This is a genomic window from Stenotrophomonas sp. STEN063 (assembly GCF_056854515.1).
Genome location: NZ_JBXFWF010000004.1, coordinates 33382 through 46544 on the forward strand (window position 1 = coordinate 33382; position 13163 = coordinate 46544).

At 55.4% G+C, this 13163-nt stretch carries 11 protein-coding genes; 3 read left to right on the forward strand and 8 right to left on the reverse strand.

The features are described from left to right. Nucleotides 1–1715 precede the first annotated feature (1715 nt). The 8 genes from AC1VWL_RS02195 to AC1VWL_RS02230 all read right to left on the reverse strand — a co-directional run bounded on the left by AC1VWL_RS02195 (nt 1716) and on the right by AC1VWL_RS02230 (nt 9477). Nucleotides 1716–4361, reverse strand: a complete 2646-nt coding sequence (locus AC1VWL_RS02195) for a bifunctional diguanylate cyclase/phosphodiesterase (RefSeq protein WP_482985570.1) — start codon at nt 4359–4361, stop codon at nt 1716–1718. A 541-nt stretch (nt 4362–4902) separates the two neighbouring features. Next, the gene (locus AC1VWL_RS02200; protein WP_482985620.1) at nt 4903–5610 is read right to left on the reverse strand and encodes a VIT1/CCC1 transporter family protein; all 708 of its coding nucleotides are present in this window, start codon (nt 5608–5610) and stop codon (nt 4903–4905) included. Between the two features lie 43 nt (nt 5611–5653). After that, the gene (locus tag AC1VWL_RS02205; RefSeq protein ID WP_482985571.1) at nt 5654–6208 is read right to left on the reverse strand and encodes a cytochrome b; all 555 of its coding nucleotides are present in this window, start codon (nt 6206–6208) and stop codon (nt 5654–5656) included. Between the two features lie 552 nt (nt 6209–6760). Then, nucleotides 6761–7114: a carboxymuconolactone decarboxylase family protein gene (locus tag AC1VWL_RS02210; RefSeq protein ID WP_482985572.1), complete on the reverse strand. Its 354-nt coding sequence runs from the start codon at nt 7112–7114 to the stop codon at nt 6761–6763. 117 nt (nt 7115–7231) lie between these two features. Then, on the reverse strand, nt 7232–7564 hold the full coding sequence (locus tag AC1VWL_RS02215) for an ArsR/SmtB family transcription factor (protein ID WP_482985573.1): 333 nt from the start codon (nt 7562–7564) through the stop codon (nt 7232–7234). Nucleotides 7565–7569: 5 nt separating this feature from the next. Further along, nucleotides 7570–7959, reverse strand: a complete 390-nt coding sequence (locus tag AC1VWL_RS02220) for a rhodanese-like domain-containing protein (RefSeq protein WP_482985574.1) — start codon at nt 7957–7959, stop codon at nt 7570–7572. Nucleotides 7960–8212: 253 nt separating this feature from the next. Next, a complete protein-coding gene (locus tag AC1VWL_RS02225) occupies nt 8213–8551 on the reverse strand; it encodes a DUF6616 family protein (protein ID WP_482985575.1) in 339 nt (112 codons plus the stop codon). A 443-nt stretch (nt 8552–8994) separates the two neighbouring features. Next, complete coding sequence (locus AC1VWL_RS02230) at nt 8995–9477, reverse strand: MarR family winged helix-turn-helix transcriptional regulator (protein WP_482985576.1); 483 nt, start codon at nt 9475–9477, stop codon at nt 8995–8997. Between the two features lie 1214 nt (nt 9478–10691). Between AC1VWL_RS02230 and AC1VWL_RS02235 the strand changes: the two genes are divergently transcribed. The 3 genes from AC1VWL_RS02235 to AC1VWL_RS02245 all read left to right on the forward strand — a co-directional run bounded on the left by AC1VWL_RS02235 (nt 10692) and on the right by AC1VWL_RS02245 (nt 13158). Beyond that, entirely contained in the window at nt 10692–11546 is an 855-nt protein-coding gene (locus tag AC1VWL_RS02235; RefSeq protein ID WP_482985577.1) for an EAL domain-containing protein, read from the forward strand. A gap of 267 nt (nt 11547–11813) precedes the next feature. Then, on the forward strand, nt 11814–12284 hold the full coding sequence (locus tag AC1VWL_RS02240; RefSeq protein ID WP_482985578.1) for a hypothetical protein: 471 nt from the start codon (nt 11814–11816) through the stop codon (nt 12282–12284). A gap of 214 nt (nt 12285–12498) precedes the next feature. After that, nucleotides 12499–13158, forward strand: a complete 660-nt coding sequence (locus AC1VWL_RS02245; RefSeq protein ID WP_482985579.1) for a thermostable hemolysin — start codon at nt 12499–12501, stop codon at nt 13156–13158. Nucleotides 13159–13163 lie beyond the last annotated feature (5 nt).

The following is a 13163-nucleotide window of genomic DNA, read 5'->3' on the forward strand; positions in this document are numbered from 1 at the left end:
GCTCGCTGTGAGCAAGCCGGAACTAGTCGGCTCAGCGTTAGATAGAGTCGGAAGCTCTAGGGAGTCATCGTGGACTACTCGCTCGCGCTCGAAGGAGGTGAATTGCTAGGCGAGCTGTGGCATTGCATATGCCTTGCTGGTCGCTGGTCTACCGCGAAAGTATGAGTTGCTAAGCCACCTAAAAATTTCGCTATTGGCGTTTGGCTTGTCAAAGCGCAGCTTCGTGATCTATAAATTGGATTGGCACAGCACGCTTTTGTACCAGTCCAGGGCACTTCCCCAGCTCGGCGTCCATCCAGATGCTCGAAGGCGATTGTTCGATAGCCGCTTCCCGCTGGGATCGCAGTACTTTCTGGCAGGGGTTGGTGCGCCTAGTAGTTTTGCTACCGAGTCGTAGAGTGTCGATGTTGGAAGCGGGCAGTTATCCGTTCCTATGTACAGCGGTTTTGGGGCTGGGAGAGCCAATAGGTGGGCGCATGCGCTTGCAGCGTCATCGATGTGAATTCGATTGGACCAATGCCCCGGGCCGTCGGGGGCAGGAATGGTTCCAGCACGTAAAGCATTCAGCAGGTGTGTTCGTCCGGGACCATACAGGCCGGACAGTCTGAGCGCGACAGCCGCACCCAGCGGTAGGCGGGTATGCAGGATCTCTTCTGCTTGAAGCAGTGCTCGCGCACGGAAGTTTGCTGCGATAGGAGGCGTGTCTTCATCCACCCAGGCTTTAGATGGCGCCCAAACCGCTGACGATCCGACAAGGATGCAGCGCTGAAGCCGCCCGATACAACTTGTAGGGAGTTTGCTTAGCAGTGCTCCCAGCCCTTGTGGGTAGACGCTTTCGTAGTGCGCTGCAGATCTACTATCGGGCGATGGCGCATAGAGAACATGACTGACGCTAGCGAAAGTACTTTCGCCTAAGAATGAAAGGCTCTGTGGCGAGGCGAGGTCGGCCTGGTACCAAGTAATTGGGCCTGCTAGTTCCTTTGATACCGGCGTGCGGCGTATGCCTATAACCTTCCAGCTATCGTGAGCAAGTGCGTTTGCAACGCGGGTGCACAGTTCTCCGCCGATCATCAGTAGTGTGTTCATTTCAAGTCTCTCTTCGGCGAAGATGGTGACAGTATCTAGTGTGGTCTATTCTATTTCGTCTTCTGCGACTGGTTTGAACCAAGGGTATCCATGTTCGATCACATCGGCATACGCTCAAGTAGTCCTGAGGTGTTGGAGAGCTTTCTTCTTCGTGCTCTTTCACCCTTGGGGGTCACAATCGCTATGCGAGGACCTGATAGTGTCGGCCTTGGAGTAGGCGGGAAGCCATCGCTATGGATCTATCCAACCTACGCTCAACCAACTCCTCTGCATCTCGCGATCGCGGCGAAGTCTCGCGCCCACGTTGATATGTTCTATGCTGCGGCGATTGAAGCGGGTGGTCAGGATAACGGGCCTCCCGGAGTGAGACCGTCATATCATCCTAGCTACTATGCCGCCTTCGTGATCGCCCCGGATGGACACAATGTAGAAGTGGTTTGCCATGCGCCTGAGGTGTGAAGAGTGGCATTGAGAGTTGCTATAAGCGGATCCTATTCCGCATCGGCTTCAGGCTTGAGGTAGTCGCAATCAAAGAGCGTGCTCAGGCTCAGCCATCCAGAGGGAGTCGGCGAGGAACACGAAAAAAGCTCAGGTGGCTGTAGGGCCGCTGCTGACCCCTATCGCCTAATCTAGCGTTGGAATTTCACCCGTTCCGGACGATGTAAGCCAAAGCCTTGAGCGTAGTCCACGCCCAAAGAGCGCGCTGCACTACACAGATGCTGAGAACTAACGCCCTCGGCCACGACTTTTAGGCCGCGCTGGTGGCCTATCTTGGCGATGGCACTGATGATGGTGTGGCTGGTCGGATCGGAGTCCAGATCAGCAATGAAGCTACGATCGATCTTGATCAGGTCCAAGGGGAGATTCTTGAGATAGCCGAATGAAGACATGCCTGCGCCAAAGTCATCGAGGGCGATACTACAGCCGGCACGCCGTAGGCGCTCGACGATGCTTGCCACCTTGACCAGGTTGCGAACGGCGACGGTCTCGGTGATCTCAAAGCAAAGCTGCTGCGGCGGCACACCGTACTCGGTCAAACTGTCGAGAATGAAGTCGGCTAAGCCTTCATCCTCGATACTGGCGCCCGACAGATTGATTGCACAGCCGCCAAGCGTCTGCGCAGTTGGGTGGAGGCTGGTGAAGTTTGAGAGGGCCTTCCGGATCACCCAGCGGTCAATGGCGGGCATCAAGCCATAGCGCTCGGCAGCAGGTAGAAACGCCCCTGGTAGCACGATGCTGCCATCTTCATCTCGAAGGCGCAGCAGCAGTTCGATATTTGTACCGGGATCCTCCCCAGTGAGCGAGATGATCTCTTGGTAATCAAGGAGCAGGCGGTCCTGTTCGATAGCCCAACGCAGTCGATTGACCCACTCCATCTCTCCTCGGCGGCGAGTCGTCTCATCGTCCTCACGATAGACGTACACGCGGTTACGCCCATTCTCCTTTGCCAGGTAACAAGCCGTGTCCGCCCAAGCGAGCAGATCTTTCAGGGTGGGCACCTGCTGATCGATAACCACCATCCCGACACTGCAGCTGACTCTATAGCTGTGTTCTTGCCAGGCAAATAGCAACGCTTCGATGCTTCCGCGCAGCTGCTCCGCCAGTGCCAGTGCCCCGCCGCTGTCGGGGTGGAAGCTCAGTAAGCCGAACTCATCCCCACCCAAGCGCGCGAGGACGTCGTCGCTGCGCGTCTGCTGACGCATGATCAGTGCAAGTTGCTCCAGCAGCTGGTCGCCCGCCATATGCCCGGATACGTCATTGATTAGCTTGAATTGGTCAAGGTCAATATAGAGCAGCGCCCACACGCCACTTTTCGCTATCGTGGGTCGATTCTGAAGTAATTCCTCCACACGCCGCTCGAACTCACGACGGTTGTAGAGTCCGGTCAGTGCATCATGCGCCGCTTGATAGCTCAGGCGGTCTGTCAGTTCTCGCTGTTCGGAGTTATCGGTCGCTACCATCAATAGATGAGGTGCGCCATCCACATTTACCTCAACTATAGAGGCGTTCGCCCAGAAGCTGTTGTCATCCGAACCTCGCAATTCGGCTTCGATGCAACTCCATGTGTTCCGAATGTTTGCGGGACTACGTATGCGATCCTGGAGTAGTTGGTCCAGAAATAGCGAAGTGAGTGGCAGGCCGGTTGGGTCTCCAAAACGCCTCCGCGCTGCCTGGTTGGCGTATGCGATCTTCCAGTTGCGTGCATCGGCCAGTAACACCAGCGCCGGCAGTAGTTCATTCAGGGCCCGGAAGCGCAGCTCGCTCTCTCTGTAGCGTGTACTCATCTGCTCGCCAAGTGCTAGCGCCTTACGCCTGGTCACGGCTAACGACCACAGTAGAGCCGATAGCAAGAGACTGATGATGCTTCCGGCTATGACGATAGTGTGCAGTTGGCCGAGGTCCAGAGGGTGGGGGATGGGCAGCATCTCTAGGTACCAGCGTCTGCCGCCAAAATCGAGTTGACGGTGCTGGGTGGGCAGCCCGTCTGCCGCCACCACACCCGAATCGTAGAATGGCTGGGAACGCGCATGCGTATCGCGGATTCTGATCCGGAAGCCTTCCTTGATGCGCGATTCAAGTGCACTATCGATCAGTGGTTGCAAGCGAATGCCTACGGCAAGTGCCCCGATTTCCCGGGCTCTCCGTTCGCTCGTTGACGCCGGTGCTGCGCCTTTGGAATAGACCGGCAGGCGGAGCGTAACGCCGAGCGTACTCTCTCTTGAGGGCGAGTGTTGGCGCAGGGTAAACGGCGCCGAAAGGGTGACGGTGTCTGTATCTCTCGCGCGTACTAAGGCCGCCAGGTTGGCCGGTTGGGTGGTCATGTCAAAACCTAGCAGGCTGATATTGCTCTGGTAGGGCGACACAAATTCATAGCGATAGGCCGCATTGTCCGTTTGCGGTCGTTGCACCTGCGTGCGTCGAGCAAAGGCGATGGAGGTGTAAGCATCGCGGCCATTGTTTAGACGCGTGTAGTACTCGCTGAATCCCGCTTGGTCCATCCGGTCATTGGCGAGGAAGACCGTCTGCATCGAGCGCAGGATGGAAGCCGCGCGATCAAGCGGTACGCGTAGTTGCGCAACGCTAGTATCTGCCAATGTGCTGCTGGCCTGCTCCGTCCGATGCTGCAGTTCGGACCATTCGCGATGCGCGAGCACCGCAGTGCAGGTCAGTCCGAACAACAGGCCGGCAACTGCCCAAGCGAGCGGCGGTAGGCTGCCATCATGAATTGGAAAGGCGCGCGCGGAATCTTCGTGATCTGACTGGATGAAATTCACGTGCCGCTTCAACTCCTGCGTAATGTCGTGCCATGAAGAACATGTGGCGTGCCGCTCGCCGGCTAGCCTTAGAAATAGTCAGAACAACGCTGCAGCTAACGTAACGCTACTTCCGGTCCTCCCAAACCGAGTATGGATATCGGCGTGTTCGAGGAGATCTTGATTAGGTTTCTCAGAATCGCTTGTAACGTCGGTGATGACATAGGGCTAGAATCAAGGCAGGAGAGCTCAATAGATAACGTCGACCTGGGATGAAGACTAGAGGCGTATCGAGATGCTCTGAAGGCAGGGGCAGCATGTTTGGTCACCACCCCCAATGTTGCCTGAGCTTCCAGTGGCTAGATTATTCCGCGACGACGGTCGCCATCAGTGGCCGGCCGCTCGATGTGGCCTGTGGTTACGTGTGGCGATGTTAGGTCAGCCAGGTTGTGGGATCTCGAGCACCTTCGGTCGCTGAACTGTAGGGAGACGCCGGTCGAGTGTTCACATGGTGTGGCGATTTGCTATCGCCGTGCTCAAACCGATGCTTCAGCAGCTTGATCTACACAGCTGTGCCGAATATGGCACCTATGCCCGACGTCACCGACATGGCGACCGAGCCCCAGAACGCTACGCGCAGCGCACTTTTAATTAGCGGCGTGCCCCCCACTCCTGCTGCGGCGGCGCCAAGCAATGCAAGAAAGACGATCGCGGTCGATATGATCCAATAAAGCAGGCTTTGCTCTGGTGCCAAAAGGACCACGCCCAGCGGCAGTGCTGCGCCTATAGCGAAGCTCCCAGCAGATGCCATTGCAGCTTGCAATGGGCGAGCACTCAATGTTTCAGAGATACCCAACTCGTCGCGGGCGTGCGCGCCCAGCGCATCATGTGCCATCAGTTGCGTGGCGACCTGCTCGGCGAGTTCATGATCTAAGCCGCGCTGGATGTAGATAGCCGTCAATTCTCGATGCTCTGCTTCCGGGCTATTCTCCAGTTCATAACTCTCCCTTGCCAAATCAGCCTTCTCTGTGTCGGCCTGTGAGTAGACTGACACGAACTCGCCAGCAGCCATCGACATGGCACCAGCTACCAAGCCAGCAATGGCTGTGGTCAAGATGTTGGCATGGGTTGCATGGGCTGCAGCCACGCCTGCCACCAAGCTAGCTGTGGAAATGATGCCGTCATTGGCACCCAATACGGCGGCACGCAGCCAACCGATATGCTCGGTGCGATGACTTTCCGGATGAACGCGATAGTGAAATTTTGTCATTGGTGATCCGAGCACATTCGATGCAGCTTTGGGCTGCGGAAATTCATCGGCGATCGCCATGAAGCAAGCGAACGAGTGTGTTGTCATGCATGACATAGTGGTGCCACAGGGCCGCCGCCGCGTGCAAACCGATCAGGAAATAGCCCAAAGTGGCCAGCATCTCATGCACCTCCTTGAGCTGGCGCGAAAATTCTGTATCGGTGCCGATTAGGGAAGGGATTGGAAGTCCAAATAGAGCAATAGGCTTTCCAGATGCGCTCAAGATTAGCCATCCGATTAGCGGGAGGGCGATCATGAAAGCATAGAGTGCATGGTGCATGACGCCCGCTGCCAGTGCCTGCCATTTATGCATGGGTGGCTCGATTCGGGGTGTTTGTCCTGCTTGGATGCGGACCCAGATGCGAATCACGACGACGACCAGTACGCTGAGACCCAGAAGGAAATGCAAGGACTTTATGTTTCCTCGAAGTTCGCTTCCCTTGGGTGCCAATCCTCGTAGTTCCATGCTCGCATAGACCGCGATTAGCAGAAGCAGGGTTAGCCAGTGCAGCGCAATGACCAAAGGACTGAAGCGGCTTTCGGAATTCTTGGGTTCCATAGCAAATGGCTCGGCGTTTCATGTGGCGAAGGGCACACGGCTTGCATATCGGAGCTTGTTACTGAGAGCCAGTCCATTGATCGCAAATAGAACCGGATTTCTCCCAAGCCCCATCGTACACAGAACTCAAGTGTCAGTACTTGGAAATAGTGGGTAATGCGCCTGGCTATTCTTCAGAAATGAAAAAGCGAATAGTTTTCAAACCTAGTTGTGTATTCGCTACCGTAATTTATAGCTTTTGGATGATAGGCGCAGTTCTTGTAGCTACTTGTCAGCTGTGCAGTGGATGATGCTGCTCAATCCCCACCGGGTGCAGTCCGCCGATGAAGCCTTGCTAAGCGGCGCTGGATCATTGATGAGGCGAATTACCTCGGCGCTTGCATCAAAGCAGCTGCCTGTAGACCTAGCTGCTTTCACGTCAGCGCGGTTCGCTTCCTCCAAGCTCCTCCTCGGTAAAGGGGGGGGGCTTTCCGCGCTTGTTAGCGCCGCAAGCGACTTGGCTGATCGTGACCTCAAAGCGGCATGCTGAAGTGCTCGTGGAAGGACCTGTACTCAGTTTTGTGATTGGCTGAATTCCCGATAGGCAGCAAGGGCGTTTGCTGCGTACATAAGTGACGGACCTCCTCCCATGTAGACGGCTACGCCAAGCATTTCTCGAAATTCCTCTGGACTAGCGCCCAGGCGAACTAGCGCTTTGGCATGAAAGCCCAGGCAGCCATCACACCGATTTGCGACACCAATCGCCATGGCGATGAGCTCTTTTGTCTTCTCGTCTAGCGCACCTGGACTCATTGCGGCTTTGCTGAGGGCTCCGAAGCCTTGCATCACAGCACTGTTCTGGGTACGGAGCTCGGTCAAGTTCTGGGATATTTCGCGAGTCAGTTCGGCATACGAGTTGGCGTTCATTGCATTTCCTTAGGTTGTGAAGCTAATAAGAAGGCGCTAATGATGTCCACTTCTTCACATAGATGCGTTTAGGTGAGTGGCTGCCTTTGATAAGCGGTCTTAGCGCATTACCGCGGGCTAGGAGTGATCAGCGCAGTAAATTCTGTGAAGGGTGCTCATTACCTCGAAGGCGGGACCCGGAGCCAGGGAGTAGTAGATCAGCTGAGCTTCGCGGCGACTGATTACAAGGCCCTCTGCCCGTAACAAAGCTAGATGTTGCGATAGCGATGACTGACTGAGGTCCAGCTCTAGATTCAGCTCACTAACCGAAAATTCGCGCTCAGCTAGTAGGCAGAGGATCAGTAGTCGGTTCTCATTGGCTAGGGCCTTGAGCAATTGCGCAGCGTGACTTGCGTGCTCGCGCATTGTGTGCAGTTCTGAGGTCGAATGTTTCGTATTGTTCTTGGACATATGGGCTAGTCGGTGACCACGGGGAAACCCGCTTCTTTCCACGCGGTGATGCCGCCTGCTAGCGATTGCACCTTGCTGAAACCAAGCTGCTGCAAGCTATCTGCAGCAAGAGCAGCGCGTCCTCCCGTTTGGCAGTAGACGACAATTGGCCGCGCTGCATGTGACGCTGGTTCCTCCGCCGAACTGCCAGCAAGCTCTGGATGGCTCAGAATTTTGAATTCCAGCAGACCTCGAGGAAGATTGATTGCTCCTCGGACATGGCCTTCCGCGAATTCGTTTGGTTCGCGCACATCGATAAGCAGCGGCCTGGCCTCGGAGAGAGCAGCAAAATGCTCCACTTGGATCTCTTTGATGCGTTCGCGTGCGGCATCGACCAAGTCGTTGGCGGTTCGCATAAGGTACATCCTTTAAATTAGATAAATTTAATTTAGCGAAACCTAATGTAAAGAGCAAGGGGGGGGCGATGGGTGCTGGGCGTGCATTGGATTGGTCTCTACACAGATTTCCTATGGAAGTCTCCTGTCGGAATTCTGTGAAGGCAGAGAGGGAGTGAAAGAAGCTAGGGCGAGGCAGTTGCCTCGCCCTATGCTCTAGGTCAATAGCATTGAGTTGCTCTTTTGGGGAGAAGAGCTGGATTGAAGAGGGGCATTACGCATCCATCAGTGCTGTTAGATGAGGTGCGAATCCGCCTGCGTTGCTTGCTGCATTCACATGGTCGAAGTAGTCATACCAGCCGCAGGCCTTGATGCCTGCCAGCAGCGCGTTGCGCGCCTGAGGATCGGGAAAGCGCCAGACGCCGAGGAAGCGGTGGGTACTTGAATGGTCGATGTCGGATTCGATCTCGGCAAGCGCCAGAACTTCGACCCCAAGAGCTGTCAGATTGCCCATAGCGCTTCCAATTCCGTCTAGGAATTCATGCCGCTTTTCGCTCGGCAACGCCACCCATGCTGCCTTTGGTGTGTAGAGTTCGACTAGGTAGTGTGACAAGAAATTTCTCCTTTACTTTAAGTTTTTTAGGTGTTCGGACGAGCGGGCTTAGTTGCATCTTTCGAGGGAGCGCTTGCAGGTGTCGGATGCAGCGATCCTGCATCCCCGCAAGTTGGCCCCTTTTTCACCGAACTCGCTAAATGCTTAGTCTGAGTTTCGTTTGAGGGGAGTGGGAACGTAGCGAACGCCGGGCGAGCTGCGAGGGTAAGCAATGGAGCTTGAGGCCAAGGTGGAAGGGGACCCCAAAATTGCCTGCATAAATGCAGACCATCAGTGTGTATCCAAATGTGAGCAATTCAAGGAAGCACCTGCAGTTGGTGCTTGGCGCTGACCAACAAGCGCTTCCATCTGCCAAGGCAGCGCTTTGTATGCCGACGCACGGCAGCGCTTGTGATGTTTCGGCGGAACCTTCATTCGCTGCGCGCGGTGCGTCAAGGTGCAAGTTATTCAAGATTCCGGGCAACTTTTGCCAGCAAGGTACCCAACTGCTTGCGCTCGGACATAGACAGGTTATAGAACAGGCTCGCGATCCAACGACTATGCTGCGCAAACACCGCCTTCGCCATCGTCTTACCCGCGCTGGTGAGCCGGATGCGCAACGCGCGACCGTCGCTAGCCTCGGCCTGGCGCGAGATCAGATGCTGGCGCTGCAGTCCATCAAGCAACCCCGTCACAGTGGCGCGGGACACACCGGCCCGTTCAGCTAGGATGTTTGGCGCTAGCCCGTCGGTGGCGGCGTCGAGCAGGAACAATAATACGAAACGACCCTCAGACAGGCCGTGTGGAGCTAGTAGCGCGGCGCAGTCGCGATCGATATGCGAAGCCAGGGAGAGCGTCTGGAAGCAAAGCCGAATACCCTCCACATCCTCGAGCTCGCGCCGTTGTGCTTCCTCAATGAGCGCCAGGTACTTCTGCTCTAGGTCCATACGTCGATAACTATAGTAAGGCGCCTAACTATATCAAAGGTCAGGCCTCTCGACATCTCCCCATCTGGATATTTGCGGCTCCGCTTCGCTGGCCGCGCTTCGTCAAACTACTTTGTCGTAGCGACCATATAGTCGGCGCGAGCTATCTCTACCGCCAAATGGTGGTGGCCGATGGCGCAACCACCATGCCATGTCACAGCAGCACCAATCGGTTCTCCCTAGGTCCGGTGTCGCTGCGGAACTCAGCGGCAACCTCGTAGGCGTCGATTGCGCATCGGATGCTTAGTGGTACGAGTCATTGATCATTCAACCGTTCGCTGTGCCGCAAACGACGCCTTTCGTCGTTGTCTATTCCATCGACGTAATCTAGCTGCAGAAGCTTGGATGCGTTGCACGAACATCAGGACTTGGAAGGTGCATAGCCGGTGCTACTTTTGTCATGTCGAAGGGGGATGAGTTTGCACAAGTTTTCTGTCCTAGTGGAAACGAGGATTGGAGCGACTTGCGCCAAGAAAATGGCGGTATTGGGCGTCCGGTGCACCTTTGTTACGCTTTGTTGCAACGTCCTTCCTAGCGTTCCTGTTTGTTCTTGATTGTCTCCAGATGTCTCCTGGGACACGGATGCGCGGGCGCAAACAGAAAATTCATTAAGAGGTGTGCCGCACATGGGGGTTGGGGAGCGAGCTCGGAATAGATCAATTGGACGACAGGCGAGATCTCGTCACCTCGATGCTCGTCGTTCGGTTCAGCGGGAGAGGATCAGCACCATATTGTCGATAGCTGGCACTGCATGCTTATTCTTAGGTCTAGCGTGGACACTCTGCTACCTCTACTTTGGTCGCGGTGATCTATCGTTTGTATTTGTTGGCCTGATGGGAGTTGGGCTCTTCGCGATCAGTCGTGTCAAACGTAGCGATGTCGGTTCGCTACTGATCGTTGCTCATGGGGTGCTAATTGCAGTGTGTGCAGTTGGGGTTATCGATGCTCCCATCGAATGGGTACCAAGATCTGCCCATCTATTCCTGCTTCCGTTGGCCGCCGGGGCGGCCTTTACGTTTGAGGCTCGATACCGCTACGGTTCGCTCGTCTTTCCGCTTGTATGCCTCGGAATATTTTGCACCTTTTCAATTGGGGCGCTGGATTCTCTCGCCCCCGGGATATCTCCACCATTGGAAGTGAGGGCATGGGGAGCGAGGCTCAATGCGGTCGTCTCAATGGCGCTGCTCGCGCTCATTTTTGCAATCTATCGTATTGATATCGGCCAGCGTCTGAGGATGGAGCGCGATCTCCGAAGCGCTGTTCGCAACGGGGAGATCGAAGTTCACTATCAGCCTCAAGTGACTAGTTCAGGTGTCGTAACTGGGGTAGAGGCACTTGTCCGTTGGCGTCATCCGTCGGGAAGCATGTTTTCGCCCGATACATTCATACCTCTTGCCGAAGAGAGCGAGCTGATATGTGAGGTAGGTCTAGAGGTTGTTCGCCTGGCTTGCGAAACCCTGCGTCACTGGTCTGGTGATTCAGCGACGAGTACGTTGAGAATGGCGGTGAACATTAGCCCGGTGCAGCTCTCAGATAGGGGCTTTCTTAGCTCCGTATCTAGGATAATTAATTCCTATGGAGTTGATCCAGCGCTGTTGGAATTTGAGCTAACGGAGTCGGCGTTGTCGACAGATGCGGAAGCTGTAGTCGAGACGATGAAGGCTCTAGAAGGAATAGGTGTTACGTGGGCGCTTGATGATTTCGGAACTGGCTACTCTTCCTTATCTTTACTGCGTTCCCTGCCTGTTCGAAAGCTGAAGATCGATAGGAGATTCGTGGATGGGGCAGTAGGGCAGGAAGGGGCTCGTCGTCTACTTGGAAAGATCGTAGAGATCTCCCAGGTGATGGGTATGGAGGCGTTGGCGGAAGGAGTTGAGACCGCTGATCAGCTTGACTTGCTTGTGGGTCTTGGTTGCGTTCACTTTCAGGGCTATTTCTTCTCCCGACCTCTGACTCGGGAGTCTTTGGTGCGATGGCTGGACGAACGCCGGTTGTCGGTTGTTGCCGGAAAGGTGCATCTTTCAGAATGATCAAGCGGCGTGGATCATCAGCTTTCGGCCCGACGTGCTGCTTTAGTTATTGCCACTTCGTTTCGCCGAACTCCTTACTACATTAGCGTGCATTCGCGGTTCATTGGGGCTACAGGCGCAAGCGTTCGGACCTTGTTTTCCGTTATCACCCATGGCCGCTCCCATATCTTCCATGTGACGAGGTGATGCTGAGTTGCATCCTCCCCTTGGGCGTTGCAGGATTAAGGTGTAACCGGTCATTCGCCGGAGTACTTTCAGGGGGAATAGATGCGCAAGGGCTCTTTTCTAGCTGCAATGATTGCAGCGTTTTTGGTCGGATGTGCGGGCGCAAAGCAACCTGCGAACATGCTCTTATACGATAGAGATTTGAGTGGTGGTATCGACGCTGGCGAAGTCAAGTCCTATCGCGAAGAGATAAGTGTTGGTCCGGAAGAGAAACGAGTACCGGTGGAAATAGCTTGGACGACGAAGAGAGATGAAGCCGGATGTCTAAGAGTGGCTCATCTAAAGGTATCAAGGCTCGGCGGCGCAGAGAGCGTAGTAATTGATCCAGTCCGTCACTCCGCGATTCCGGATTGTGGCTTGAAGGTTGAGTCAGAGGATTCCTTTAAGTACGAAACGGTTGTTGTCTCTCTAACCTATAAAACTACGATCTTCTTCAAGACCTACAGATTCAATGGCGGTGTTGCCGCTGTGCAGGGAAATGGCGAGTTCGTGGACCTCGCGCGTATGCAGTGAAGTTCTGATAGTTGCGGCTGGACGAGCCGCCGCGAGTTCCAAAGGGCCTACGACCAAGATACAGAGGCGCCGGTTCGCCGGCGTAAAGGGCTCAGCTGGAGTAGGCAGCCAAGTGCGGTGCTTTCTATCGCTAACAAAATCTAAGCGAACGGCTAATCATTGTCTAACAACAGGCTAATTTTGCCTTAATCGCCAGCCCTCACGATCCTGTCCCATGGACACGATCCCACACCCGATTCCTCTGGCGCCACTCCCTGGCAGATTCGCTGATGCGGCAATAATCGGCCCAAACCATCCCGCGCGGAGAGCGGTAGAGTCGTTCATTTCGTCAGTTTACCGGGAGCGCTTCGACGCAGAGCTGCGCACATTCATGCCGCATTTGCTGGCTTACCGTGATACGCAAGGGAAGCTTGTTGCCGCTGTCGGATTGCGCCAAGCCGCTGTTGGCCCTCTATTTGTCGAGCACTACCTAGACGCGCCTGTGGAGGAGGTTTTAGCCAGTAGGCTGTCTACCTCTCCCAGACGAAACCAGATCGTCGAGGTCGGTCATTTTGCTGCGTCCACGGCTGGGGTCGCGCGTGAGCTGATTGTGCAACTGGCATGGGTGCTTGGCGCCGCGAAGGTGGACTGGGTGCTATTTGTCGCCACCAGGCAGCTACGCAATGCCTTCGTTCGCTTGCATCTGGCCCCGATAGAGTTAGCGGTGGCGCGGGCAGAGCGAATGGGGGAGCGCGCTGCTGACTGGGGGCGTTATTACGAAACGCAACCGCGCTTGATGTGCGGAAACGTACTTGAGGGTATCGCATTCCTTCGCGGACAAGCGTGTCCTCTAGTGATGCCGGAAGGCCTAAACAACGCCGGAGAAGCCGGGTGAGCATC

Bases quoted from the DNA above. Each gene is read 5' to 3' on its own strand.
- AC1VWL_RS02200 (WP_482985620.1), bottom strand. From the start codon at position 5,610: ATGACAAAATTTCACTATCGCGTTCATCCGGAAAGTCATCGCACCGAG.
- AC1VWL_RS02205 (WP_482985571.1), bottom strand. From the start codon at position 6,208: ATGGAACCCAAGAATTCCGAAAGCCGCTTCAGTCCTTTGGTCATTGCG.
- AC1VWL_RS02210 (WP_482985572.1), bottom strand. From the start codon at position 7,114: ATGAACGCCAACTCGTATGCCGAACTGACTCGCGAAATATCCCAGAAC.
- AC1VWL_RS02215 (WP_482985573.1), bottom strand. From the start codon at position 7,564: ATGTCCAAGAACAATACGAAACATTCGACCTCAGAACTGCACACAATG.
- AC1VWL_RS02220 (WP_482985574.1), bottom strand. From the start codon at position 7,959: ATGCGAACCGCCAACGACTTGGTCGATGCCGCACGCGAACGCATCAAA.
- AC1VWL_RS02230 (WP_482985576.1), bottom strand. From the start codon at position 9,477: ATGGACCTAGAGCAGAAGTACCTGGCGCTCATTGAGGAAGCACAACGG.
- AC1VWL_RS02235 (WP_482985577.1), top strand. From the start codon at position 10,692: ATGGCGCTGCTCGCGCTCATTTTTGCAATCTATCGTATTGATATCGGC.
- AC1VWL_RS02240 (WP_482985578.1), top strand. From the start codon at position 11,814: ATGCGCAAGGGCTCTTTTCTAGCTGCAATGATTGCAGCGTTTTTGGTC.
- AC1VWL_RS02245 (WP_482985579.1), top strand. From the start codon at position 12,499: ATGGACACGATCCCACACCCGATTCCTCTGGCGCCACTCCCTGGCAGA.